The 26,318-nt window shown below is 43.9% G+C and carries 18 protein-coding genes; 4 read left to right on the top strand and 14 right to left on the bottom strand.

All coding sequences use genetic code 11. The features are described from left to right. Positions 1-88 precede the first annotated feature (88 nt). The 6 genes from EHT25_RS03530 to EHT25_RS03505 form a co-directional block, all read right to left on the bottom strand. On the bottom strand, positions 89-616 hold the full coding sequence (locus EHT25_RS03530) for a GNAT family N-acetyltransferase (protein ID WP_124870740.1): 528 nt from the start codon (positions 614-616) through the stop codon (positions 89-91). A gap of 24 nt (positions 617-640) precedes the next feature. Beyond that, on the bottom strand, positions 641-2,008 hold the full coding sequence (locus EHT25_RS03525) for a sulfatase (protein ID WP_124870737.1): 1,368 nt from the start codon (positions 2,006-2,008) through the stop codon (positions 641-643). Positions 2,009-2,161: 153 nt separating this feature from the next. Beyond that, positions 2,162-3,052 carry a cupin-like domain-containing protein gene (locus tag EHT25_RS03520; protein ID WP_124870734.1) on the bottom strand — a complete coding sequence of 297 codons (891 nt, stop codon included), beginning with the start codon at positions 3,050-3,052 and terminating at the stop codon, positions 2,162-2,164. A 227-nt stretch (positions 3,053-3,279) separates the two neighbouring features. After that, the gene (locus EHT25_RS03515) at positions 3,280-4,908 is read right to left on the bottom strand and encodes an NADP-dependent glyceraldehyde-3-phosphate dehydrogenase (RefSeq protein ID WP_124870731.1); all 1,629 of its coding nucleotides are present in this window, start codon (positions 4,906-4,908) and stop codon (positions 3,280-3,282) included. Between the two features lie 468 nt (positions 4,909-5,376). Next, the gene (locus tag EHT25_RS03510) at positions 5,377-6,738 is read right to left on the bottom strand and encodes a neutral/alkaline non-lysosomal ceramidase N-terminal domain-containing protein (RefSeq protein ID WP_124870728.1); all 1,362 of its coding nucleotides are present in this window, start codon (positions 6,736-6,738) and stop codon (positions 5,377-5,379) included. Continuing rightward, positions 6,735-8,150 carry a DegT/DnrJ/EryC1/StrS family aminotransferase gene (locus tag EHT25_RS03505; RefSeq protein WP_124870725.1) on the bottom strand — a complete coding sequence of 472 codons (1,416 nt, stop codon included), beginning with the start codon at positions 8,148-8,150 and terminating at the stop codon, positions 6,735-6,737. Before EHT25_RS03505 ends, EHT25_RS03510 begins: the two co-directional genes overlap by 4 nt. A 517-nt stretch (positions 8,151-8,667) precedes the next feature. Here EHT25_RS03505 and EHT25_RS03500 point away from each other — a divergent pair. From EHT25_RS03500 to EHT25_RS03485, 4 genes are all read left to right on the top strand, one after another. Next, complete coding sequence (locus tag EHT25_RS03500; protein WP_124870722.1) at positions 8,668-10,014, top strand: NAD(P)/FAD-dependent oxidoreductase; 1,347 nt, start codon at positions 8,668-8,670, stop codon at positions 10,012-10,014. 501 nt (positions 10,015-10,515) lie between these two features. Next, entirely contained in the window at positions 10,516-11,655 is a 1,140-nt protein-coding gene (locus tag EHT25_RS03495) for a hypothetical protein (protein WP_124870719.1), read from the top strand. Positions 11,656-11,869: 214 nt separating this feature from the next. Beyond that, on the top strand, positions 11,870-13,141 hold the full coding sequence (locus tag EHT25_RS03490) for an MFS transporter (RefSeq protein ID WP_124870717.1): 1,272 nt from the start codon (positions 11,870-11,872) through the stop codon (positions 13,139-13,141). 258 nt (positions 13,142-13,399) lie between these two features. Beyond that, entirely contained in the window at positions 13,400-14,644 is a 1,245-nt protein-coding gene (locus EHT25_RS03485; protein WP_124870714.1) for a site-specific integrase, read from the top strand. Positions 14,645-14,665: 21 nt separating this feature from the next. Here the strand turns inward: EHT25_RS03485 and EHT25_RS03480 are convergent, their stop codons facing one another. The 8 genes from EHT25_RS03480 to EHT25_RS03445 all read right to left on the bottom strand — a co-directional run bounded on the left by EHT25_RS03480 (position 14,666) and on the right by EHT25_RS03445 (position 26,316). Beyond that, positions 14,666-15,538, bottom strand: coding sequence for a hypothetical protein (locus tag EHT25_RS03480; protein ID WP_124870711.1), 873 nt, complete (start codon positions 15,536-15,538; stop codon positions 14,666-14,668). A gap of 253 nt (positions 15,539-15,791) precedes the next feature. After that, the gene (locus tag EHT25_RS03475; protein ID WP_124870709.1) at positions 15,792-17,867 is read right to left on the bottom strand and encodes a TRM11 family methyltransferase; all 2,076 of its coding nucleotides are present in this window, start codon (positions 17,865-17,867) and stop codon (positions 15,792-15,794) included. A gap of 865 nt (positions 17,868-18,732) precedes the next feature. Next, positions 18,733-18,945 (bottom strand): integrase core domain-containing protein, encoded by a 213-nt coding sequence (locus EHT25_RS32570; protein ID WP_185731272.1) that lies wholly within the window; start codon positions 18,943-18,945, stop codon positions 18,733-18,735. Between the two features lie 223 nt (positions 18,946-19,168). Next, positions 19,169-19,423: an IS3 family transposase gene (locus EHT25_RS03465; RefSeq protein WP_124870703.1), complete on the bottom strand. Its 255-nt coding sequence runs from the start codon at positions 19,421-19,423 to the stop codon at positions 19,169-19,171. 178 nt (positions 19,424-19,601) lie between these two features. Next, complete coding sequence (locus tag EHT25_RS33100) at positions 19,602-19,736, bottom strand: hypothetical protein (RefSeq protein WP_229311425.1); 135 nt, start codon at positions 19,734-19,736, stop codon at positions 19,602-19,604. Positions 19,737-19,950: 214 nt separating this feature from the next. Next, entirely contained in the window at positions 19,951-22,353 is a 2,403-nt protein-coding gene (locus EHT25_RS03455; protein ID WP_124870700.1) for an AIPR family protein, read from the bottom strand. After that, complete coding sequence (locus EHT25_RS03450) at positions 22,353-23,318, bottom strand: PD-(D/E)XK motif protein (protein WP_185731271.1); 966 nt, start codon at positions 23,316-23,318, stop codon at positions 22,353-22,355. Before EHT25_RS03450 ends, EHT25_RS03455 begins: the two co-directional genes overlap by 1 nt. 7 nt (positions 23,319-23,325) lie before the next feature. Continuing rightward, positions 23,326-26,316, bottom strand: a complete 2,991-nt coding sequence (locus EHT25_RS03445; RefSeq protein WP_124870694.1) for a Z1 domain-containing protein — start codon at positions 26,314-26,316, stop codon at positions 23,326-23,328. Positions 26,317-26,318 lie beyond the last annotated feature (2 nt).

The raw sequence follows: 26,318 nt of genomic DNA, 5'->3' as shown, positions 1-26,318 counted from the left end.
TTTTAAACGGTTGAAAAATGAGTGCAGAAGCACTTTTTCCGGTTACGGCGGTCGCCATCCTTTCTAAAAACGAGTCGTTCTCAGATTTTCAGGATTCATAATGCCTATTAAACCAGGCCATTGGAATGTCCGCTTCAAACGTTCCGGTTTTTGTATCGATCCGCTTTTCAAATCGCCCTTCGATCGTAAAACCGATTTTCTGGTAAAATTCGATGGCTTTTTTATTGCTTTCCCGGGCGATCAATTCAATCCGCAAAATATCGTGCCTATGCTCCTCAACGTGTTGTAACAGATTGACAAATAACAGCTTTCCCAAACCCAGGCCCTGAAAACCGGGGTGAACTACAATCGTCAATTCCGACAAAATGTGTTTAAAAACCCGGGGTTCCAGCTGATAACAATGCACTTCTGCAACCAAAACCGCTGGCTCGTTCGGATCTTCGATGACCAGCGAAACCCCGTTTTTAAGGGATTTTTGCAGATTAGCGGCAATGTAATTGGGTGATATCTCATCGGCTTCCCGCGCAATTCCCCCCGGCGTTCCGGCAACTTCCCGATAGAGTGAATAGATCGCCGTTTCGTCGCTTACCTGCGCAAATCTCGTTTTATATAGCATTAAAATGCGGTTTTGACTTCCCGGTTATTTAAATCGTTCCCGAACCTGCGCCGAATCAGCTACCGTTTTTTTTCGCCACGCCCGCAATTGAGCCAGCAGTTCACCGCGTTTAGCCGGTTCGGTTTCCGATAAATCTTTTTTTTCACTCAGATCTTCGGAAAGGTTAAAAAGCTCAATCTGGCCGGTATCGAAGTATTCGATCAATTTAAAATTCCCGCTTCGAATGGCTCCGGCGGAGCGACCACCCAGAAAATGCGGTTTGGGAAGCGGATAATGCCAGTAAAGGGTTCGGGCTTTCGGTTGGGCGGTTCCTTTCCAAACCGAAGCAAAACTGACGCCATCGAGCAGCTGATGCTTAGGCGGTTTCAGGAAAGCAACGTCCAGTAAAGTCGGGTACACATCCAGGGTATTGATCACCTGATTTGAAACCGTTGCTTCCTTGATTTTGGCGGGCCAGTTCGCAATAAAGGCTTCCCGAATGCCGCCCTCGTACAGCTGCGATTTACCACCCCGCAATGGTGCATTCGTGGTAACATTTAGTTCACCGCCGTTGTCCGACGTGAAAAGGATCAGTGTATTTTCCCGCAGCCCCAGTTCGTTCAGTGTCTGTACGATCCGGCCCACGCCGTCGTCGATACTTTCGAGCATGGCGGCCAGTTGCGGGTTATTCTGATTCGTGCCGGCGCCGGTTTTTTGCTGGTATTTCGCAACCAGTTCCGGTTTTCCGGCCAGTTTCGTATGCACCGCGTAATGCGACAGATACAGGAAAAACGGTTGGGCGGCACTTCGTTTGATGAAATCTACTGCTTCCTGATTTAAGCGGTCGGTCAGGTATTCGCCTTCGGTTTTGGCCGAGACTCCGGGCATAAAGAAATACGGGTGGAAATAATCGCCGTTGGCGATGTAACCGGTTTCCGAGCAAATCACTTCATCCCAGCCGTGTTTGGCCGGTTCTCCCCGCTTCCGGCCGTAATCGCCGGTCAGGTGCCATTTGCCAATTAAACCGGTATGGTAACCCTTCGTTTTCAGTTGCTCGTTAATTGTCAAATAGCTTGGCGGCAAAAACTTATCATCGCGCGCGTCCAGATAATCCGTTATTCCGACACGGGCCGGATGCTGGCCCGTCATCAGTGCAATGCGGGTTGGCGTGCAAACCGGAGCAGTGGCGTAGGCCTGCGTAAACCGCATCCCTCCGGCCGCCAGGCGGTCCAGGTTGGGAGTTTCGTTGAAGCGATTGCCGTAGCATCCGAGTTCGCTCCAGCCCAGATCATCGGCCAATATTATAATGATGTTGGGCGGGCCTACCGGTTTTGGTTTCCGGGAAAAACCCGATACGGCACTCAGGCACCCCAAAAAACCGGCTATGGCGGCAATCCAGATGGTTTTTGTCATGCGACGAACCTAACGCATTTGCCTTAAAAATCCAAAAGAGAAAAACCAGCGCTTTTTGGGGATCGCCCGGCAAAAAAGCGCTGGTTTTTCTCTTTGATCGGAATCGGAGAAGTTCCGATTCGCTAAGACTGGACCGAAAACGAAGCAACCTTATCAGGCTGCCATTTTCTCCGGACTCCGGATGTTTTTCATGGCTTCATTGGCATTCTCGAATGCTTTCCGGTTTTTATACTCAAACCACGGCTTCGTGAAGTATTTCTTCATGAAATTATCGATCCGCATTTCGCCAATCAAGTTCCAGGCACCTTCGATCCGTTTCAGCCACGATTCATTCAACACGCGAAGCGCCAGAGCATATCCGCCATCAATGTATTCAATGTAGTGCCAGTAACCAGCTGGTATATAGATGGTTTCGCCATAATCCAGTGTACATTCATAGCCTTTTACGTGCTGCAAACCGGGGTATTTTTCGTAATCGGGATTGTTGACGTTCATGTACGAAATGACCGAAAACGGCAGCCGGTACAGCAGGGGCGTATTCTCAGGCGAGAACAAAACGACCCGCTTTCGACCCACAAACTGCGTCAGAAAGACGTGCGAAAGGTCAATGTCGTAATGCATGTGAACCACTGAACCGGCCCCGCCGTAGAACATAAACGGCAGACTCATGGCAAAACCGTCGACGATATCCGGCTTCAGAATATCCTTCTTCAACGCCGGAATATGCTTGAAAATATTGAAGAGAAAAATCCGCAGTTCGATCTGTTCGTTGGAAGAAATTTTGTCCAGATACTCGCCAAAATTCATCCGTTCATCAACGAACATCGTGCTCTTGTCCGGATCGGCTGGCTTGTTATTGTACAAATCGACGGTTAGATGTCCTGCTCTTTCTTTTAGTTTTTCGAACGACCAATTTTTGTAAGCCGGCCAGTCGTGGCAGAAATCCTGAATAATGGCTGGCTGGTGTTTTTTGAAGTATGATTGCTGAAAAAGTGCCTTATCTTCTTTGCTGATGCGGTCGATCGGTAATAGTTCAAGTGCCATACGGGTGATGAAGTCAAAGTACAACCAAAAATCTACTGGTTGTAACACGATTTACACCCATGAAGTTACATTTCAGGTGGGAAATTGAGCGGCCGAGGAATTAAAATCGGATTAATATTATCCTAAAACATACCTTACCAAAAATACAGTACCCGGTATCCGCTGGTTTCCGAACTAAGTCAGAACCGCAAAATACCGGGCACCACCAATTGGCTGTTGCGAAACGATCAGAAAATGAATTTTGTCGACAAAAACTCGGACTTATGCTGTTCGACAATCTCGTTCAAAATGCTTTTGTTCTGCTCGGTATCTTTCGTAGCCACTACCGTACGAATGGAAAACGACCGGAGCGCGTCCTCAACCGACAGCGTTCCTTCCGCCGAGTCTTTCCGGCCCGTAAACGGAAATGTATCCGGTCCGCGCTGGCATTGGGCGTTGATGTTCACCCGACTTACCTGATTCACGAGCGGATCGATGAGCTGGGCAATCTGCCCGGTTTCGCTCCCGAAAATGCTGACCTGCTGGCCATGGTCGGAATTGATGACGTATTCGATCGGCTCTTCGATGTCGTCGAACGGAACCACCGGAACGACCGGCCCGAATTGCTCCTCGCGGTAGAGTTTCATACCCTCTTTCACCGGATAAACCAGTGCCGGAAAGACGAATGATTCCACGGTGGTTCCTCCGCCTTCGTTCAGAATTTTGGCACCCTGCGCTTCCGCATCCCGCAGACACTCATCGAGGTACGCCGGTTTCCCGGGTTCGGGCAGTGGGGTTACCTGCGCTCCTTTGCTCCAGGGCATGCCGGGGTTCAGCTTGTTCAGCTCTTCGCCAAACCGTTTCAGAAAGGCGTCGGCAATGGACCGGTGAACCCACAGAATTTTCAGGGCCGTACACCGTTGCCCATTGAACGACATTGAACCCAGCATACACTCCTTCACCGTCAGTTCGATGTCCGCATCCGGCAAAATAATGGCCGCATTTTTCGCATCCAGGCTCAAAACCGCCCGGAGCCGGTTGCTTTTAGGGTGCATTTTTTTTAGGCTATCCGCCACCCGGCTCGATCCGATCAGCGCCAGAACGTTGATTTTACCTGATTTCATCAACGTTGGTACCACCGTCGCGCCCCGGCCGTACACCGTATTGACAACGCCTTTCGGGAACGACGTCCGGAAGGCATCCAGCAGCGGATGGTGCAATAAGGTTCCGTGTTTCGGGGGTTTAAACAAAACCGTATTTCCCATCAGAATCGCCGGAATCAGCGTGGTGTAGGTTTCGTTGAGCGGGTAATTGAACGGCCCCATACACAACACAACGCCCAGGGGCGAGCGCCGGATTTGCCCGATAATTCCTTCCTCAATGCGAAACCGGGAACCGGCGCGGTCGATGTCCTTGAAGGCATCGATGGTATCGTAAATGTATTGTACGGTACGGTCAAACTCTTTCGTTGAATCAGCCAGGGTTTTGCCGATTTCCCACATCAGCAGGTTTACGACGGCCTTTTTCTGTTCCATCATTTTGCCGACAAAACGCTCCATGCACTGAATGCGGTCGGTAACTGACATGGTTGGCCACTCACCCCGTCCGTTGTCGAACGCCCGAACGGCTGCGTTGAGTGCGTCCAGGGCTTCGTTGTCGTCCATCGGAAGCGGGTAACTGCCGATCACTTTCCGAACCAGACCAGTGGGAGTCTGGACATAAACCGGTGACAAAACTTCCTGCGTCGGGCCGTCCCATACCCGGATTTCGCCATCGACAAGGTACTCCCGCTGGTGCAAGGCTTCGATCCGAAATTCCTCCGGAATCTGATCTTCTGCCGGAAACAGAATTTCCAGCTGTTGCGATAAATTAGTCATACTATGAAATAAGAAATGGTAATTGCCAGACAAGTGACGTAAAAAAACCGTCCCAATTCAGGTTGGGAGGTCGAAGAAAGAGAAGTCGATGAAGGCTGAAATCGAATTGGTAGATCGTTTCAGAATTGCAAAAGTACTGAACGGAGTCTAAAGGAAGCAACTACTTGCGACGAAAAGTAGCCAAAACCGGCCTGGCTGGCTTAAAACCGCTCTATTTTTTATTGATTTTTCAGAAAAACACAAAAAAGCCGTCCGAATGTTTTCATTTGAACGGCTTTCGGCAAAACTCCTACTGTTTCACTACTTTCAATGGTACGGATTGCTGACTGTCGGTTACCCATAAAATGAATAATCCGGTTACTTCGTTTCCGCGTCTAAATTGCTGACGTTCTACGGCTCCGGCGGTTTTCGGGGAAAAGTGTTCAATCAAATTCCCTCAACGGGTGCCGTATCGAATTAAGCTTTCGGTTATTTTACCCTTGAAATCCCAAGCTGTTCGGCTAAGCGAGTCATTTCCTGAATGATGAGGTCGGGCGCAGATGGTGCCCAAAGGCCGGGCAAACCGTAAACCATTTGCGACGATGCGCCCTCGTAGCCCCCCTCTTTCAGAACGGTTGCCGACGGAATGTAGCCCATGACATCGTTGGAATAACCCAGGACAAAGACGTCGGGACCAAAGCGTTTTTTACATTCAATGGCGTATTCGATCAGCAGTTCTCCGCCAAAACTGAACAGCGGCTGACCGCCCAATTGCCAGACTTGCATCGGATACGGATAGCTCGTCCGGAATGTTTTTCCCTGTTTCTTTTCGACCAGCATTCGTTTAGCCCACCGTTGGATATACCCGTCATTTTCCTGAGCGGTTTTCGTCAATTCGGCTTCCGAAGGCGAAGGGGCAAGCGGCAAATCAATTTCCGAATATGCCGTCCGCAATTGCGCGGGCAGGTTTCGCATTGGTTCATCGAGCACCCGGTCGACCGCTGCGGCCAGTTCCCGACCGTATTGCCGGGCCAGCGGAATCGTCCGGCGGGGAATCGGATTCTGATCGCCGGCGGCCCCCTGAAAAAACAGCGCCGTGACGCCGGGATGTTCTTTTTCCAGCTCCAGTTGGGCAAACCCGACGTAATCGCCCGACCACTGATACTGGTCTAAAACCGTCGGGTGACAAGCGTAACCGAACGCAATGGCTTTCAATTTTCCGCGGGCATCGACCACTTTAATCACGGGTACGGCATAATCGTTCGGGCCCCGGAGTTCGGATTGCTCCCGCACGGCCCCTTCCTTGTTATTGCGTCGGTTGACCTGAAACCGAGTTACGCCATTTTGCGCAAACAGTTCAGCGGGTTCCAGTTGTTTCAGGGCCCGGCCAACCAGCGTCACAATCTGGTCTTCGAGTTGCTGGGTATACCGATCGATTTTGGTGAGTTCATTGGCATCAAGCGGATAAATATCGAACAGGGCGTGGGCCAAAACCGGACCAGAATGCGTGTGTGAGCTGTTCAGAATGATCTGGTCTTTCGACAGCCCGAACCGGGTCTTCAGCCGATCCCGGATTCGGTCCGAAAGCAACTTTGGAAATCCGAGTAAATCGCTGGTTACCAGAATAGCCTGTTTGCCCGATTCGTCTTCCAACGCCAGCGCCTTCGCCCATAAATCGTGGAGTTTACCATCGGATATGTGCGTACGGGCCGCATACCCGGCCATCCATTGGGGCTCTTTGGGCGTAATTATAACGCTGGCAACGCCCGCTTTCCAGCCTTTGGCAAAACCGGACGACAGTGCGAACATCCACAAAAAACCGTATCCGAATACGGAAAGCCACTTTTTCATTTCTGGGTCAGCAGTTTATCAGCGTTTTCGTAGATCTTTTCGATGGCATTGGCAATTTCGTCCATGTCCGAACGGGAGCCCAATAACATGTTCTGGGTAAACCATACGGCTTCTTCCCGGCAAAGCCGGTCGTTTTGTGGGCAGTGGTTTCGTTCAAGATAACTGTTAAAATCCAGCATCGATTTGGGGTACATTTTCCGGTAATTTTTGGTTTGAAAGGTATCGTTCAGGTACGGCATGGTATTCAGTGTGGCATAGCCTTTCGAGCACGGAATACCTTCCGCCGATAACGCCTTTACAAACACATCCCGCGACAGTCCTTTGAATTGCTCTTTTTTAAATCGAAACGGAAACAGGTGAAAAGCTGCGCGCGTCACGTCGTCATACAATTTATACGGAACGATTCCGGGAATGTCCTTGATCTTCGATTTCAGGTAAGCCGCATTTTCGTTGCGAACGGTGGTTTGCGCGTCGAGACGGGTGAGTTGAGCCAGCCCAATGGCGGCTTGGTACTCGGTTAAGCGCAGTTTGGTACCCTGCCTCAGGGTTCCGGCGCCAATGACTCCGGAAACCTGGCCGTACGGATTTCCGTAGTTCTGGTACGAAAAACACCGATCCATAAACGCGTCGTCATTGCTCACGATGGCGCCCCCTTCGCCAATGGCCAGGTTTTTGGAGTTCTGGAAACTGAAACAGCCCGCATCCCCAAGCGTACCTACTTTGCGGTGGTTGATTTCGGCCATATGCGCCTGACAGGCATCTTCAATCACCACCAGGTTGTGTTTTTTGGCAATCGGCATGATCAGGGTCATGTTGGCGGGTAATCCGAGAATGTGTACAGGAATAATCGCCCGTGTTCGGGGAGTAATTCTGGCTTCAATTTGGGCCGGATCAATCTGGAAGGTTTCGGGATCGACATCCACAAAAACCGGCATCGCGCCCACCATCAGGATGGGCGCAACGGTTCCGATGAACGTATAGGGAGTCACCAGCACCTCGTCTCCGCCCCGAATGTCAAACTGGGCCAAAGCAGCCATGATTGCATTCGTACCATTCACCACGGCCAGCGAACGCTTGACGCCGAGCGTGGCCGCCCATTTCGCTTCAAACTCGGTCACCACGTTTGCCCGTGACCAGATGCCACTGCGAATGACCTCGAGCAGTTGTTTTTCATCCGTTTCGGGTTGCCACATCGGCCAGGTCGGCCATTCTTTGCTCCGGACCGGTTTTCCACCCAGCAAAGCCGGGGCTTCCGTGCGGGAAGATGAAGTTGGAATTTCTGGGTTGGGAGCGGGTATAGTGGGTTGTTCGATCGAACTGGCGGAAAGTAAAGAAGGCGACAAAACCGCCCCAAGACCGGTCAATGAGTTTCGCCGTAGAAACTCGCGTCGGGAGACATTCGGGTTCGACATGTGGTTTGGATTTAGGATAAAGGCCTGGCAATTGGATGCCACAATTGAAAAGCAATGTAGGAAATCCCGGGAATTTTTGGAGCAGATGATTCTAAAAGTTAACCGTTCTCTCTCCTACCTGGGGCTATCATGTAGTAATAACTGGAGAAATAAATGCATTTTTAATTGCTTGTTCACCCAATTAGTAAATTTATTATTCCTGACTATTTTACCTTAATGAATTGATTCGATGTCATCCCTGTAATTTTGGCGATCAGCTTGCTTTTCGGGTAAAATCCTTCCGCAAAGACCGCTTTATCCGGACTTACCATTCACGCAATTTTTTAACGATAACGCCCGTATTTTAGTCGATAAAAACTACCTTTCGTGCTTCAATTTGGCAATTTTGTCGACATACCGCCACCGCGATTAACGATTCCCGGCGAAAGTATTTAACTTGCCAATCACACGCTCGACCAACCCGACATCGTCAACTCTTTTTTATTTCCTGCTTCGGGGCAAACTGCATTTTATACGAATGAACAAACAACTAACGATAGTTGGTGGAGGCATTACCGGCCTGGCCAGCGCGTATATTGCAGCCAGGAATGGCTACAAAGTCCGCGTATTGGAAGCCAGCCCACACTTTGGGGGGTTACTCAATACATTTCCCATTGGTGGCAATCGACTGGAGTATTTTTACCACCATTTTTTTACGCATGATGTCGAATTAAACTGGTTAATCAAAGAATTGGGAATTGATAACAAGCTGGTTTATAAAAAAACGACAATGGGTGTCTTCCGCGACGGCACGGTTTACCCGTTCAATTCGCCGTCTGATCTGCTCCATTTTTCTCCTTTGACCTTGCTTGACAAAGGCCGATTTGCGGCCACAAGCCTGTATTTGGGAAAATTAGCCCGCTGGGAAGATTACGAAAGCATTTCCTGCTTGGAGTGGCTTTACCGCTATGCGGGAGTCAACACCACAAATTCGTTGTGGAAACCGCTGCTGGATATAAAGTTCGGACCTTACGCCAATGATGTGCCGCTCGCTTGGTTAATTGGTCGTTTGAGGCAGCGGATGAATTCGCGAAATCGCGGGGAAGAAAAACTCGGTTACTTGCAGGGAAGCCTGGATACGCTGCTGAATGCACTGATGGAAAAATTGAAATGCCTTTCGGTTGAACTCATTAATCATTCCGTTGTAACCAACCTTCAGGTTTCGGAAGGAAAGCTCGTCGGTCTTCAAACATCAAAAGCTACTTACTCTGGTGGAGACTATTTATTTACCATTCCGACAAACTACGCAAAAGAGCTGGTCAAGGGAATTGATTCTCATTTATACCAGCAACTTGACAAAATCGAATACTTCGGAGCCGTCTGTGTGATTCTGGATTTAAAAAAACCGCTAAGTCAGACTTACTGGTTAAATGTTGCCGATAGTGGCTCACCATTCGGCGGAATTATTGAGCATACAAACTTCATTCCGAGTCAGGACTATAATAACAAATACATTGCGTATTTATCCCGGTATTATTCACACCAGGAGTCGATTTCGAGTCAGAGTAACGAGGAGATTATTGCAACGATGGTACCTTATGTAAAGAAAATTTATAAAACATTTAATCCGGAAAATATAAATGATATTCATGTTTTCCGAACAAAAACAGCCGCGACTGTCTGTGATTTAAATTTTTCCCGGAATGTCCATTCCTTTAAATCATCCATTCAAAATATGTGGATTGCCAACATGGTCCATATTTATCCCGACGAGCGAAGTGTGAATAATGCGATCCGGGTGTCGGCAGAAGCCTGCCGGGTTATGGGCATGCAAACGTCCTTTATTCCGGCAGGCAATTCACTTTCCGGCAAAATTGGCGGTTAATTTCAATGGCATTTCTACCGAATCGGCACTTTAGCGACTAGCTCAAAATCTTTTTTTATACCTTTCCCCGGTAGAAAGTTCTGCCGATCTTTTGAACCGTTTCAGCCCTTTTACCTTCTCTTCACTTGATTCATGACTTCCCCGAATAAACAAAATTCGATTGCCTATTTACAAATTTTAACGGTATCGTATTTAATACTGCCCGCTCTGCTTTTTTTGCTTACGTGGGTGCGACCGATTATGGGCATACCTTGTTTTATTCTTCTTTGCAGCGTTGCCGTCTATACGTTCACTCGCCTGCTGTCGTCTGTAACCGATCATCCTCCCGCCTGGAATCGGCGGAATTTTCTGATCCTGTCCGTCTCGTCATTCGGCTATCTGATCATGTTCGGATTTGGCGAATTCAATTGGCAACTATTTGATTATCAATTCCACAATGCCAAATACCACGATTTAATAGTGAATTCATGGCCCGTGTTTTATCCAAAGTATAACACGTATATGTGCTACTATAACGCGTATTACCTGCCCGTCGCCTTTTTAAGCAAGCTGATCGGTATTGAGTATGCCCGGTACCTGGCTTTGCTATGGACCTGGCTTGGAGTTATGCTGGTGGGCTGGTGGGTCCTGAGTTTAATTTCCAAGCGGCCGTGGCGGGTTTTACTGGTCATCGTCCTGTTTAGTGATTCCTGGATTTTCATCTGGTTATTACGCGTGCTATTCCCGACCATCCCCTATTTACCGCCGAATTACATCAATTTTGGCAAGTTCCCGTTCATCATCATGTCACCGTTCTCGGATCACCTGGTTTGGGCACCCCAACACGTACTTCCCGCGTTGCTGGCGGCCTTTAGCTTAACATCATTCCATAAGCAACGTAAGCAGGAATGGCTCCCTACCACTGCCCTGCTGTTGGGAGGAGCCTTGTTTTGGGGGCCGTTTTCCGTGGTTGGAGCCATGCCTTTTGTACTCTACCTGTTCTGGCTGGATCGGTGGCGGTTTTTTAAAAAACCGGTCTATCTGCTTCAATCGTTTCTGGTCGTTCTGGGGTTGGTTCCGTTGATTTCCTACATTACCAGCACCCAGATTACCTCGGATCCGGCCGTCAATATGTTCATTACCCAAATCGGGGTGCCAACCTGGCCACTGTATTTTTTACTGTATATCATATCCAATTTCATAATCTGGTACGTGCCGCTCCGGTGGTTAACCCCGAATGATCACCAATTGCACCAGTGGTTTACCGTTGCCCTCATTGCCTTATGTGTATTGCCGCTCTACCGTTTAGGAATTATGAATGACTGGCAGATGCGCACCAACGTCCCGGCGTATGCGATCATCATCGTCTTTTCGGCGCAGTGGCTTGTCAATTACAACGGATCCAGAAATTGGGTGCGTTGGGGGTACCTGGCGTTCTGGGCAGTAACGGTGTTGTCTACGTTAAAATTTGTAGCAGCATTTATTCCACCCCATCCCACCACGACCTTGATTACCCAACCTACTACGCCGGGGAACGAGACGACTCCGGATCTGGCCGTCCGGCACTACAATCCCGCGACCGCCGGGCAATACCTGATGCGTCGCAACTCGTTCTTTGAGAAACATTTCATGAAAATTCCTTTGACGGTTCGCTCTGAGTGAGCAAACCGGCTGAAGGAATTCAAACATTCGGTCAAATCTGATTTTACAAAATAAAGCAGGCCACCCGATTAAGCGGCTTGTTTCAGTAAAGCCACCGTTTTACTATTTTGAAATGGGTAGCTACTGTGAACATTCCTCTTTGACCAATTGCCTGCTTACAGAGAGCAACTACTTCCAGAAACCCAGTTCGTTTGTAAAAGAAACCCCGTTTTACATGCCTAACACAATCGCTCCGGCGCGTTGGTATCGCCTTATCCCACTTGTTTTTATAACCTATAGTCTTGCTTACCTCGACCGGGCCAATTTTGGCTTTGCCGCTGCCGGAGGTATGAACGAAGACCTCCACATTTCGCAGGCCGTTTCTTCGTTGCTGAGTTCCTTATTTTTCCTGGGGTATTTCTTTTTTCAAATTCCGGGAGCCCGTTATGCCGCTCATAAGAGCGCAAAAAAGCTCATTTTCGTCTCCCTGATTTTATGGGCCGGTTTAGCCACCGCCACCGGGATGGTTAGTAATCTCACGGCGTTAATTGCAATCCGTTTTCTGATCGGGGTAGTTGAAAGTGCGGTAATGCCCTCCATGCTCATTCTGTTAAGTCAATGGTTTACCAAAGACGAGCGCTCCCGCGCGAATACGTTCCTGATTTTGGGCAATCCGGTTACGGTTTTGTGGATGTCGGTGGTGTCGGGCTATTTGATTAACTCCCTAGGCTGGCGGTGGATGTTCATCATCCAGGGCGCTCCGGGAATTCTGTGGGCTTTTGTTTGGTGGAGAATGATTGCCGAGACACCCCAAGAGGCTGATTGGCTCACAGTGGAGGAAAAGGCAGAACTTGAGAGACGATTAAAGGAGGAACAGAGTTCCATCAAACCAGTTAAAAATTACAGCCAGGCATTTCGTTCTGCCCCCGTAATTCTCTTATGCATCCATTATTTTTTGTGGAGTCTTGGCGTCTACGGTTTTGTCATGTGGTTGCCTTCCATCATCAAGGCAAGTCCCGAGATGGACATCGTTACCACAGGATGGCTGTCAGCCGTACCCTATCTATTAGCGATTGGCGGCATGGTAGGCGCTTCGTATTTCGCCGACAAATCACAAAAGCGAACTCTATTCATCTGGCCGTTTCTGCTCATTGCTTCTTCCGCTTTTTTCGGCACTTACCTGATGGAAGGAAAAGATTTCTGGCTTTCATACGGGCTGTTAGTGCTAGCCGGAGGAGCTTTGTACGCTCCGTACGGCCCGTTTTTTGCGCTTATTACGGAGTTGCTCCCTAAAAATGTGGCAGGTGGGGCAATTGGCTTAATCAACAGCATGGGTGCTCTTGGTTCGTTTGTCGGTGCTTACTTAGTCGGTTATCTCAATGGGCTTACCGGCACCTTCCACGCATCCTATATTTTAATGGCCATGGCCGTTTTGATTTCGGCCCTGTTGACTTTTGTGGTAGCCAATTATTTTAAACGACTCCGTGTAAATAACGGATCACGCTAATAAGACAGGGATGGAACTTAAACAAGAACAGGTCACATGAAAATGTGACCTGTTTGACTTTGTACCGGGAGCCGGACTCGAACAAATGCATTTAGCTGCTTTAGATTTTTGCAAAATACCCTCTAAACAGGCCTAAATGGCATATTTAGAAGCAATTGGAGGCAAGCAATATTAATCAAAAGTAAGAAATGTTTCAGTAATGTTACAGTAAAATCCCCAAATTGGTTACCTTAGCAAGGCAATAATAAGCTTAAAAATATGTCTGAATCCGAAGCTACGCCAACCAGAGGCAGAAAGAGAACAAACACTATTTCCTTCACGGTTGAGATCAGCAATAAGCCTAAGAAAGGAGATGTCTATCCCTTATTCCTCCGGATAACAGAGAACCGAAAACACCGTCGGGTTTATATTGGCTTTGACATCCCCATCAAAGATTGGAACCCAAAGAAGAAGGAGGTACGGCGTACTTTCCGTTTACACGCTGTAATTAATGCAAAAATCGATTCTATAAAAGCGGATGCAACCCAACTTAAAGCCGAAGTCAAAGACGTCTCCTCTGCTGTAATTGCCGATAACTTGAAGGGTAAGTCTTCGACCTATTTTTTTCAGTACGCATACGGTTATTTAAATAACAAGCCTTACAATACGGCGAGGAATGTTCGAACTGAAATCAATAAGTTCTTGGAATTTATGAATGATGAGAAGCTTCTATTCGCCGATATTTCCGTAAAAATACTAAATGATTATGAAGGTTGGTTACGTAAACAGAAGGGCAATAGCACGAATACCATTTCAAAAGGGCTTTCCAAAATACGAACTATTTTCAACCAGGCCGTAAAGGAGGGCATTCTCCCAATCCAAGAAAACCCATTTCTTCAAATCAGGATCAAGGAAGGAAAACCCGAAAGAGTTAGGCTCACTGAAGAGGAACTCAAACAGTTCTGTGTAATTGACCTTCCCTCCGACTCTCTACTATGGCATACTCGAAATTATTGGTTGTGTGCTTTTTATTTAGCCGGAATGCGATTCAGTGACATTGCTTGCTTGCAATGGAAAAATATCGATAGTAATCGGTTGTCTTATGTTATGCGTAAAACAAAAAACACCGTTACTAAAGGCCATTCGATTCAAATACCTGTTCAAGCAGAGGAAATCATGCAGCAATACAAACCAGTAAAGATCGACCCAGAAGCCTATGTGCTTCCAATTCTAAATCAAAATCGTACCTACACCACCGAAGCAGAACTATTGATTGAAATCAGTCGGAAGAATGCTCTCATCAATAAGTACCTTAAGAAGATCTGCTCATTAGCTGGAATCAACAAAGAGGTTTCCTTTCACTCTGCCCGACACACATTTGCTGACTTGGGTCGAAGGAAAATAAAGGATGTTTATGCTATTTCAAAGCTTCTGAGACACTCGAAAATCAATATTACCGAAAAGTACCTTTCTGAATTCGACACTGAGACGACGGATAAGGCGTTGGAATCGATATTCGGCTGACCAATTCTTGAGAAATATTTTTTATATATCAACATTTGATAAACCATTTTCACAAATACTGCAACTTTTAAAATCTAACCTATCTAATAACAAACCACTGAAAGATAAGTTAGGATTTAAGGAAACTTTATAGTATTCAATTAATAATTCTTTTAATGGCTTTTTAAATTCTCTATCATACTGTTTTAATACTTCTCTTACTTCATCATCTGAATATCCTGTATCGTTATTTATTATCGGATCAGTTTTATAAGCTAGAAAAGTTAACGTTGAAAATCTTTTTAGAATAATTGTTATTTTCTCAGTGAAATAATAGAACCTACCAGCTTTTTTAAGAAGATCGTCAATTTCTATTTCTAACTCTTCAAGGTCATAATTTCTAATTTTTTCAATACCGGAATTCTTTTGCTCTATCGTTGCTGGATTGATTATAATGAAAAAACTTGCTTCTAATAGCTCTGTAAATCTTTTCAAATCAGTCTCAAAAATTTCTTTATGTATATGAAACCACTTTCGGAAGCGGGTAATTTCCTGAATACCTTTATCTTTTATCTCCACTGGAATTTCAAAGTTTTTGAAATTTGAATGCAGATTGGGACATACAAGATCTCTGTGATATGCTGGTCTTCCCCCTTCGTAAACATATGTATAAGTATCAGGCCTTTTGACTGAAGTATAATACATGCCAATAAAATTTTCAGGATCTCTTAATAAATCTTGGATAGCAAGTAGAATATTCTTTTCTAATTTCGAGAAGAAATAAATAGGCTTTTTATAAATATCTCCTTGTAATTGGGGTAGATTTTTTAGATCAAATTTCTTCAGCATTCGCTTGTAATTTGCGTTTGTGATATAAACCTTTTCAGAGAAATCTTTTAAACTTGTATTTCCCATAAGGATTTCCTGTTAAGACTTAATAAAATATAACTTGTTTAAAAATACTTAAAGGAAATTTGTTATTTTTTGCAAACTTTGCAAGGATTGCAGCTTCGCAAAGTTATAATTCTCAATAACTTACTAGATTAAATTATTGGAGTAAAAATTTAGTTGATAAGCAAAACTAAGAACTTTAAAACTTCCCATTTGTTAGGCTGAATAACCTCACATGAGTCATGTATCATATTACTGACAGGCTACCAAATGTCTACTACAAAAATCGAAAATGTATTATCGTTCTCCTCAAGGCGCGATCTGCTTCCCAATAATAGGGTGGCTGAAAGGCTTGATTTGGGATACTTTGAGCTGCTTGATAGACATATCTTCCTTGATCATGTGCTTTAGTAATAATTTGTCTAGAGATAAGATCTTGTCGGGTACAGAAAGGAAGGACATGGCCTGTATATGATTCAGCAGGAAGACACATAAGTAGTTGTCCACGAGTTTTCAGAGCTGCTATAGCTTTATCAATAAATTCTGAGTACAGACTTAGCAACCCTTCCTCAGTTTTATTTAAACTATATGGTGGATCACATATTATTACATCAATAGAATTTGGCTTAAGATCACGCGCATCCTTTGCGGATGAAACCTCTTTTACAGCCTGATTTATAAAAGTATTTTTATCTTTAAAAATAAAAGATGGTGTTAACTTTTGGGAGTATGTCCCTTTAAAAGAAACATATGATTTATTTACAGGTATACTACTTTTAAATTCTTTCAAAACATCTAGTTTAATTTCAACTAGCATTTTTGTTTGATCTATAAGTTTTTCTAAAGACTTATTAAAGGCCTCTTCGAAATTCAAAGATTTTCTTTTAAAACTTTCTTGAAATCTAAGTTGCGCCCTGAGAGCTACATAAAACAATATTCTAACAATTATACTTTGTTTTTCTAAATCAGCAATAAAAGATTTAGATAAATTAAATTCCTGTTCTTCATGTTTTTGAGACTTTTTTAAGCGATTTAGTAGACCGACGGCGTCACTGTACGCATTGTGCGGATCAACTATCGGAAGGTTAATATCAAGAAAATTAATTTGGAATTGTGCATCATATTCTTTTTGTTGATGAAATAACATTAAATCTTTTAAAATATTATTTATTTCATCATAACCCATAGTAAAAAATTCTATGTTATCAAGAAGTAACCTTTTTGCTGATGGAGACAAATCAGATGAATAAACTGTACATGGTATTTGAAGCCGCTTAATCTCAATCCAAGTAGTTCCTGTACCCCCAAATGGATCACATACCACTCCATTAAAATTTGCAGGCAAAGCAGTATTTACTAATGAAGCGGTCAAACTATGAGGCATAGTTGTATGAGATTTCCAGGCTGGTTTATTTTCATCAAAAAAGAAGAATGGAGAATCATTTTTATAGGTTTGTTCATAGCAAATATAATAACGGCTTTGACCTGGATTTCTAATCTGACCGGTAGATAGCGATCTATCGGCAATAAGCCATAATGTTTTTTCTTGTTTAAAATTATGCACTTTTTGATAATTTCCAGCACCTGGAATCAATATTCTGCCCTTTAATTTATTATCATTCTGAATCTCACTAATTATTGTGGAAAGTTTAAAACTACCCATGCTCATTTTTTCAACATAAATTTTACACTGCTCAATTCCTTTATTTATTAAGTCAGATGACTCTTTATCATAATCTGAAAAATCTTCATGAGAATAAACAACAAAAGGAATATCCAGTACTTTTTTGTCTTTTTTAATATATTCATACAAACTATTAAACAAATCCCTCTTTTTTGCTTTATTAATATTTCTTATTAAAAGTGATTTACCTGCCGAATGAATATAACCTGAATCAGAAACAATAGATTCAATATCAGTACTTATTCCAGGGGGCAAAAAAATTGCACATGATCCAAAAAACATGTCAACAGCAACTGAGGAACTTATAATGTCTACGTATGTTTCACAAAAACTTTTTAATTTACTTGTATCGTCAGTTTTATAGTCCTCCAATAAACTATTTAAAATCTCTGAAGTAGTATTTTTTATATGCTCTGTATTATAAAACAATAATTTAGAACTATTCTCTATAATAAATGATTTATTAGAATATTTTGTTATCAGTGAGAATAGTTCTACAAACTGCAAATTAGTAACACTTAGATTTTTCTTAAATAAAAAAAATAGTGGTGTACCTCTATCTCTAAACCATAATTTAAAAAAGATCTCCCATTTAAAATCTGAACCTTCTATTGACTTAATAATGCAATCAAGAAGATTCTGTATCTGTTTATCTTTTAAAGTATTCATTTGAAAATTTTAAAAACTGCTGTTGATATGAAATTTAGAAACCTTTTAAATATTTTAACTAAATTTTAAATTACATCGAACTGAAGCATCTTTGAGTTGTTGCAATTCCGAGTTGCCGTATGTTTTGATTACATAGAAAAGCTGCTTAATGGCTTAACCAACTTTTGAATAATCTCTTTCCAAAGGTTCGGTTGAGTTTTCGTTGGCGAGTTCACAAATTCACTTTTAAATTGTCCTTGACCGGGCGTTTCTTATTTCAAAGGAGTCTGCGGTTCAAATGTAGTGTGTCCAAGAAATGTTTCGCGTTGACCGAACCCGACAAACAAGCTATAACAGCCTGATGGCGCATCCAAAAATCATAATAGGAAATTCTGCTTAATATCGACTTTCTCACAATCAGCAAAAAGTTACTATGCGCATTGAGTAAATTTCCATAGTTCATATACGCAATACTATTTAGTTACAATCATAGAAAATATGTATTAGCTTTGCAATATAAATGGCTAAAAAGTCACTATTAGCCAGTAGTTTAAGCAAGTTTGCGGCATTAAACGAATCCACACCTACTTCTGTATTTATTCCATTATACAGCAAGAAGTATACAATTTTTGCAAAGCTTACAAAATCCCCTCGATGGTACTATATCTAATTAAATTTCGACCCAATTATATAGAATTACTCTTACTGATCAAATTTGCTGTAAGACTATTGTAGTTAACGCTATTTCAAAATTGCACAAACACTCAAAAATTAATATTACCAAATAGTATCTTTCAGAATTTTATACTGTCTTAGCTCCTTATTAACTGGACAGATTTCCTGAAAAGGTTGTGTCGTAAACTACCTGTGCTTATTCCCATTATTGCTAAGATGTTACAAAACCAATCGAACGGTGCAACCGATGATGGTTGTAATGTGAAAAATAACGCCCTAACATTTTTTTGGCGTCATAGTAGTTGGCAAACTCATTTCGTTCAATAACATCTTGCTCTAGAATGCTGTGAAAAGCTCCAATGTAAGAGTTCTCTTCAGCGGTGGCTTCGTGGGTGAATACCTGCTTGATTTCTGGACTTTTCAAAAAGTTACGTACTGAATGAGCAATGAATGGACTACCATTGTTATTGCACAAAATGACGCCTTTCAGTTCATGACTTCGGTTTATTAGTCGAAAAAGGTTGATCAAGTCGATTTGACGAATACTGCTTTGAAAGAGCCAGTCCAGAATTTTGCGGCTTTAAACATCAATGACACTCAACAGATAGTAATTTCGTCGTTTTCCTTGTACCCAGACGTATTTGATATCACAGAAATTCCAAGGGCTTGGTTGCTTCAATTCGTCGGAAATTAACGAACTCCCGTTTGCCCGTCGGTCGGATTACTTTACCTAAGAGTAAATTATGTTCCTTTACGAGTCGATGCACTTTTTTCTTGTTGATCAAGTACTCTTTTTTCAATTCATAAGTGATGTATTCGTAGCCAATGACATTGAACTCAACATCCAGCAATTGCCGAATACTGCACACTACCAGTTGATTGTCTACCCACGATCCATCCATTTCATGGTTCCTATCTGGGTCGTGCTCCAGTTGTACCGGACTGGTGCTGATAATATTATACACTCCAAGGTAGGCTCAGCCAATGGCATAATAGAGTGCGGTTAACACGAGATTCGAACTGTTTCATTAGCGCTAGTTTCTCCGAGGTTGAATAGGCGTTTTTTTAACAGTTCACTTTTTATCTCAATTCCAAAGCCTGTTTTGCCACAATTCGCTTCAGGCGTTCATTTTCCTCTTCGAGTGCACGTAGTTGAGGATCGACGCGTGTGTAGGAATCTTTCAGGTCTTCTTTGCCTTTGCTTAAATATTTCAATCTCCATTTGCGCAGTAACGAAGGGGATAGATTGTCCTTGCGACAAGTCTCGGCATGGCCGTCACGGATTGCTTCCTAGACGATAGAATAACGGTCTTCGGGAGTAAAACTCCTCCTTATTTTGCTCATGATATCTGAATGTTAAAGGACTAAACTGTTTTTGCAATTTTGTCCAGTCATTCAGGGGGTTAAGACAGTCGCGAAGGGTTTATAATCAGCTTTTCCAAGATATATTGCCTACACTCTGAATGTGGCGAATAGTAGGTGCTTTTCCTTCTTTGAGACTTTTACCGATTTCATCATAGACAGAGTCGTATTTCAACCCTTTCTGCCGAGCGATCTCGCGCTGCCTCTGAAAGGCTGAGATAAGATCCTGCCCATTTTCTATGCACTGATTGTAAATGGTAGTAATAAGATCAAACGCCTTTAGCCAAGCATTATTTTCATCTACATCAATCCTGTCAAAAACCTCAGGGTTTTCCGAGCGGATTTTATTTGTCATCTCCTGCTCAAAAGAACAGTAAGAATCTGAAATGTCTGTCAAATTGCCAATGCTGTAGATAATATGATCAAACTTTTTACTCTCAGATGCGGAAAGACTTTCGATGAGCGACAAACGAAGTTTCCGATAGAATTCTGCCCTACGGGAAAAGATTCTAATATTGGCAGATAAATTACTGAAGTCAACCGGCTTGAATTTTGTTTTTCTATGCTGTCGCTTCTGAAGATCTTCTTTGGTCATCAGATACTTTTTAACTGCATCCTGAAAGGTATTGCTCCGAATGAATTCTTTCAGCTCAGTTGACTGAATAATTAAGTCCCAGAGTTCCTTTCTCTTGGAGAATTCACCATAATCATCGCTGGCTGCGTACTTTTTGATAAGCTCATTCATAAGTTTCATCAAATCAGTAAGCATTGACCTGATGTCTTTTTCAAGACCTTCTCGTTGCCAGATTTTCTGCAGATCAAAGCCATTGCCAGTTCGGGACTCAGATGTAAAATTATGCAATACTGAAATTGTATAAGGTACTACAGCTGAACGAAGCTGCCCTATAGCATTACGACCATCTCCATAAATGTCTTCTAATTCCCTGAAGAGAATTACCCTGGCAATCATAGCTTCAAAAAAATCCCGATCAATTACAGGCGCTTTACCTCCCCCTGTGCCGGAAATTTCCTCTATAAAGATTCGAAAAACCTTGTCTCCGCCTTTCTTTACTAAGTAGGGCTGGCCACCCCAGGACATATAATATTTAGCGAGTCCCTCCTTACTAAACCGACGTTTCTTAGGAAACTCACTATTGAGCCTAGCCTTGGAGCGGGGATTTTTCCGCTGGAGCGTATCAAACTCTCCTTTGAAGCGTTCAAAAAACCATTTTTTTCCTGATGGAGTCAGAGTACTTTCCGACATGACCTTGATGCGTATCAGCTGTTCGTTACGAGAGCGCAGATCTGCATTACTGACTTTTGACTGAGCATTGGAAAACTTACTGATGTTGCTGATTAGTTCATTGAGGTCTTCCTCGCCGGCATTCTTGGCAATATTTACTTTAGCCATGATCTTAATCTTACTGATATCAAGGCCATCTTTCTGAGAAAAATAAATGCTGGCAGTAGTCTGTCCACCATTTACAATCTGAAAATCCTTTAACGAAGAAATTTGAGTTAGTTCCCCCTTTTGTTCGGTGATTGCGCCTACTGCGGTTACAGTAAGGCCATTATTGTAGGCTATAAAATACTCGGGTGTCTTTCGAATGGTGTCCCTGATACCCTGATTAACTCCCTTAAATTGTAAAAAAGACCGTACGTTCTTTTCAAGCATTCGGGTACTATACCGTTTGTAGAGATCGGCCAGCATCGGGGCGGGAAGCACGCAAAGGTAGGATTCAAAGTGCTGCTCATCAGCAGCGCGGATGGCCTGAATGCCTTCGCCAAACAGGCTAACGAAATCTACCTCAAGAATTTCCCGATTACCCTGTGATATAAGTACGTTGAAAAGGAAATTCAGGTCGATCAGCCGCTTATAAATACTGATTTTTTTTTCAACCGAGGTTCTATCTGCCTTAGTGATAAGAACCTTTAACAGTTCTTCTTCAAAATCAATCTGTTTTGGCTGAGGTGAAGCTCCCCTTATTTCTACTGTGGCTGTAGCTGAAATTAAAAAGATTTCGATGACGTCAATCTGTTCTATTCCTTTAACCGATGACAGAAAGTTGATTAGGCTCTTTGCTGGATGGGCTTCCTGGACATCATCAATCAGATGTCTGCGAGTTGATTTCCTGATAAATTTTATCGCTTTGGCAAATAAAGCATCATAATGGGCCTTTTGCGAAATCAACAAATCTTCCGGAGTAGCATTCGGAAACAGTGAGCTTTCGTTCACAATAAATAACTGCAGACGTTCTTCCGACTCATTGAATTTATAGCCGTTGATTTTGATATTCTCTGGATAATTGCAGAAAAAAGCGTCTGAGTAATCATCCGAATCGATGAGTTTAGCGTCACTCATCGCAGGAAGTACGGCGTTTATTAAACTGGACTCGCTGATAAATCCTTCTTCATCACGGGTTTCATCCAACAGGTCGTCCCGGTAGTTGATGTATTCCTGTATATCCATTAAAAATTTTCCTCGCGGTTAATAAAAGGGGTAAGAGAATCAATGCTGATCCGGTAACTTACTGCAGTAATTGAAGCTGGCAGCCTACTGGTTATAAGGCTGGGGAAATTCTCAGCTGTGCATGCGTAAAAGACGATCCGAACGGGGACGTAGCGAAACATATCGTAGCGCTGAAGGCTATGCAGGGTGAGGCCTTTTGCAGAAAGCGCGTCAAAAAAAATGGAACAATCGCCGGATCTGGCCCGAACTAATTTCTGTATGCTCACACCGGCTTCCTGGATACTGATTCCTGACTGCTGGTCCGGAACTACTGTAACCACAACCAGCTCAAGCTCTTTTTCCGGTTCAGGCTGCAACTGAAATTCACTCGAAATTTTAACGGTTTCCGAGTTGCTGGTTGGAGTCTTTACTTCGTAGCCCCTGCGTTCGCCTGTGAAATCATGCCTGCTTCCGTACGGTCCTCTCCAGGAGTGGAGTATATCATTGACCTGACTAAAATCAGCGACTGTAAGGAACTGCTTAAGTACCAGAAGTTCCCCAAGCAGTCCCCTGACAGTTTCTTCCGACAGATCCTCCGTTTGAGGGTCGTGAAAAAAATTGCTCCACTTATAAAAAACTTTCAGCAATTCAGCAACCGAATCGGCTGTAGAAGGAATCTGACCTATCTTGCTGCATACTGAAACGATCAGGTCGTCGAACAGGTCGGCGTAGGAATCATCAAGTAGCGCAAGTATAACCCAGCCAGTCTCTTTATAAAGCTCCAGTGAAAGGTTCTGCTTGACTACTGATCGAAAATCAGGAGTATAATTATCGGGTAACTTCAGGACAAGACAACGTTTACCTTCGGCCGATATACCGACATAAAGATCAGGCACAATGTCCGCGTCAATACGAAGGGTATTCAGGAAATCTCTGTTAATTGCCCTGAGCATATCCCACTTTTGGGCAAGCATAGCTGCATCCATTGGTTTACTAGTCTTCAGTGGCCTCAAGTTGCTCATCCCATTCTTCGGCAGCCTCCTCCTCGTCTATTCCATAGTCCCCATGAACATATTCCCCACCCGGATCAGGACTTATAGGTGGGAACCCGATTGCATAGCCGATTAGTGGAATGGATGTATCGATTCCATTTTTATCTATCATCTCCTTCATTTCTTCATCACCGATGTTCTGGAGAAATATATACTTCAAATCCATTAAGTAGACCACGAGCAGACCATGATCGTCAGTCATCTCTTCTCGATATACCCGCTCCGGAATGTTGGCTTTTTTACCCGTTCTATTATTCTTCTCATCTTTGTCTTTTTCGTCGTAAAATGCTTTTTCCGCCTTTATTTTCTCAGATTCAGAGAGTAAAAGGGCAAAATCACTACCGGATGCAACAATATTTGCCGATCGGCCAGATGCTGAGAACCGTCCGTCAGTTACAAAAAGCGATCTGAATTTACCACTGTCCTTCTTTGGACCTGCCCGCATAGACATTTTCAGATCGGCAGTCAGGCCTGTCTCGCTGGCTCTTAGCACCCCTCCGTCCCCCGTTGCCTTAATAGCAATAGTCCAGTTTTTTAATTTATTGCCTTCTAAACATAGTTCTATAAATCGGCCTATAGCGCGTATTTCAAAGTCAATAAAGGTATTGGGAAGCTGCAGGAACCGGAGCAGATCATAAGCCTGTAGATTGATAAGGAAAAATCCATTTTCACTACTGTATTCTATCACGCTAGCGTATTCTCCGATGAAGCTTCGAAAAGCATTCCAGGCATCCTGAATCAGATCGGCATTATTGACTTGGAAACGGGTAGACTGCACCAGCTGATCCTGATAAGACCATTTCACTGTAGCCACATTTTTCAAAATGCTGGGCCTTGTAATCTTCAGTGTCCCAGGGTGTTTTCGAACCCGGAGGACAAAATCAGCGGGTGTCCGGCTGAGTCGGTTCATTTTAATGAATTCCACTTCCAGTTCCTCAATGGTCCGGGTAGTAGAATCAAATTTATCTACAGCGTCCGTGGTAGTGAATAGTTTACAGCAGTCAACATATCCCGGCCGATAGCCAAACCATCGGCCCATCTGCAGGAGGGTGTCTGAGTAATTAGTGTTTCGGATAAAATAATTAATAGTCAGTCCTTCAAGGGTGAAGCCTCTGGAAAGGCGGTTTCCCCCTACAGCGATAAATTTCTTTCCATTGCCCGAAGCATCCCGGCTGTATTCCAGCCGGTCACCTGTTTCACTGTTGACCGCTTTTACATCAATATCTCTGATCGCTTCAATCAATAGATTTTTTATATCACCGAAGTTCCTGGAAGACAGAAACTCATCCTGGTAGCCATCGGGTAAATAACTTCGCACATTCTGTACAATGTTGGCGTAGTACCTGCTCCAGACCTGCTCCATTGCTCCGTAGATCCGATTCTGATCGTTAGGGAGGTCATTTTCAATATCTTTTTTCAGTTCCAGCAGATAAAGCTGCAGTTGTTCTTTGGTGCGGTTTTGCCAAGGAATGAACCGGGAAATATGAACCAGCATGGTGTGATGGGGATTAGCCAAGCTGGAATCACGCATCTCAGCCAGCCGGCTTAAACGGAGAGCGATGCTCAGAATAAAACACTGAGTTGCTTCCTTTAGAGACTGAGGCAGAGACTGTGGATATACATCGTCCCTCGTAGCAGCTCTGTATTTATTGTCTCCAATGGAAATCCGGGCAGGAAATGCTGCTTCCGAATCTCTGACTATTTCAACCAGCGGTAATTTGAGGGAATCATCGAGTACCGTTTCAAAGATCTGCTTGGCACCTACATAATTACTGGGTGGGCTCAGCAACTCAATAAAATCGTCGGGAAAGATATTGTCCACCTGTGAAAAGGTCTTTTCAGCCTGTTGACCGTTCAGGCGGTAGCTGACCTGCCACCTGTTGGCTGAAGGGCCATTCCGATCCTGCAGTACATTGGCAAACGGGGTGGCCGTGTAGCCCAAGTAGGTTTTTCTGGTAAATAAATCGAGCAGTGCCCTGATATGGCCGTTGATCTTACTGGCATATTCAACCCCTTTTTTACCCAAGTTATTCAGTGATGCATTATCTGCTTCGTCGTCTACAATAAGAAAGGGAATATCGTGTTTTTCCTTATTTTCATTCAGATACTCACTGAGCCAGATCAGCAGATTTTTGAGAACGCCGGTATTTTTTTTGCATACCAGAATATTTTTGTTGTTGAGCGAGAAATCGCTTTCCTTAACTGATTTTCTGAAATCTGAGCGATAGGAGGTAATTGAAAATACCTGAGGAACAGGCTGCTCTTTGTCCCCCTGCTCACCAAATTTCCTCCTAGTACCAACGCCCTTGTCACCTTTGGTGTCTTTTTTTATGTCGAGCGTTCCTTCACCGATGACATCCTCCTCGATACGCAGCTGGGTCTGGCTCCGGAGATCCTCCATGGTGCCGGAAAGAACGATAATCAGGCTATAGCCTGCATCTATAGCCCGGTTTATGACCGCATTGAAGTTGCCGGTTTTACCGGACTGTACACTACCAACTACAAGACCTTTCACATAAAAACGCTGAAGGGATCGGGGGTCCCCAAGTTTACTCAGAATTTTCTCACTGGAAGAGCTAATTTCATCGATTACTTTCTGGGATCTCCCCTTTCCGGAAAGGTAAGTCAGGTACCGACTGATATAATCAGCAGGCATTTCCTTCTTCCTTTGATCTGTAAGCCATGTGCGGAAGCCTTTCTTCGTTAAGGAAAGTGAAGGATTGATTTCAATTGGATTTACAGACTGGTACTCTCTGACAGCTACGTTATAATAGTGTTCCCGCTCCTTTTCGGTCAGGTTCTTAAATCCGGGTAGTAGCTGGATCTGTTTTAAAATCTGGGGTCTTATTTCATCAAATACACCGTGATTCACAGAGCTGTATGTTGAAAGAGTATCTTCAATAAAGAATTTTAAGACTTCAATGTGGTTCATAT

The sequence above is a fragment of the Larkinella rosea genome, assembly GCF_003858635.1.
GTDB lineage: Bacteria > Bacteroidota > Bacteroidia > Cytophagales > Spirosomataceae > Larkinella > Larkinella rosea.
The sequence above is the reverse complement of the archived record's forward strand: the minus strand, read 5'-3'. Positions and strand labels throughout refer to the sequence as shown.

Excerpts from the sequence above, each read along its gene's own strand:
- EHT25_RS03455 (WP_124870700.1), bottom strand. The coding sequence starts at position 22,353 with ATGGATATACAGGAATACATCAACTACCGGGACGACCTGTTGGATGAA.
- EHT25_RS03510 (WP_124870728.1), bottom strand. The coding sequence starts at position 6,738 with ATGAAAAAGTGGCTTTCCGTATTCGGATACGGTTTTTTGTGGATGTTC.
- EHT25_RS03530 (WP_124870740.1), bottom strand. The coding sequence starts at position 616 with ATGCTATATAAAACGAGATTTGCGCAGGTAAGCGACGAAACGGCGATC.
- EHT25_RS03515 (WP_124870731.1), bottom strand. The coding sequence starts at position 4,908 with ATGACTAATTTATCGCAACAGCTGGAAATTCTGTTTCCGGCAGAAGAT.
- EHT25_RS03475 (WP_124870709.1), bottom strand. The coding sequence starts at position 17,867 with ATGAATACTTTAAAAGATAAACAGATACAGAATCTTCTTGATTGCATT.
- EHT25_RS03525 (WP_124870737.1), bottom strand. The coding sequence starts at position 2,008 with ATGACAAAAACCATCTGGATTGCCGCCATAGCCGGTTTTTTGGGGTGC.
- EHT25_RS03500 (WP_124870722.1), top strand. The coding sequence starts at position 8,668 with ATGAACAAACAACTAACGATAGTTGGTGGAGGCATTACCGGCCTGGCC.
- EHT25_RS03505 (WP_124870725.1), bottom strand. The coding sequence starts at position 8,150 with ATGTCGAACCCGAATGTCTCCCGACGCGAGTTTCTACGGCGAAACTCA.
- EHT25_RS03485 (WP_124870714.1), top strand. The coding sequence starts at position 13,400 with ATGTCTGAATCCGAAGCTACGCCAACCAGAGGCAGAAAGAGAACAAAC.
- EHT25_RS03490 (WP_124870717.1), top strand. The coding sequence starts at position 11,870 with ATGCCTAACACAATCGCTCCGGCGCGTTGGTATCGCCTTATCCCACTT.
- EHT25_RS03520 (WP_124870734.1), bottom strand. The coding sequence starts at position 3,052 with ATGGCACTTGAACTATTACCGATCGACCGCATCAGCAAAGAAGATAAG.
- EHT25_RS03465 (WP_124870703.1), bottom strand. The coding sequence starts at position 19,423 with ATGGATGGATCGTGGGTAGACAATCAACTGGTAGTGTGCAGTATTCGG.
- EHT25_RS03445 (WP_124870694.1), bottom strand. The coding sequence starts at position 26,316 with ATGAACCACATTGAAGTCTTAAAATTCTTTATTGAAGATACTCTTTCA.
- EHT25_RS03450 (WP_185731271.1), bottom strand. The coding sequence starts at position 23,318 with ATGGATGCAGCTATGCTTGCCCAAAAGTGGGATATGCTCAGGGCAATT.
- EHT25_RS03480 (WP_124870711.1), bottom strand. The coding sequence starts at position 15,538 with ATGGGAAATACAAGTTTAAAAGATTTCTCTGAAAAGGTTTATATCACA.
- EHT25_RS03495 (WP_124870719.1), top strand. The coding sequence starts at position 10,516 with ATGTGCTACTATAACGCGTATTACCTGCCCGTCGCCTTTTTAAGCAAG.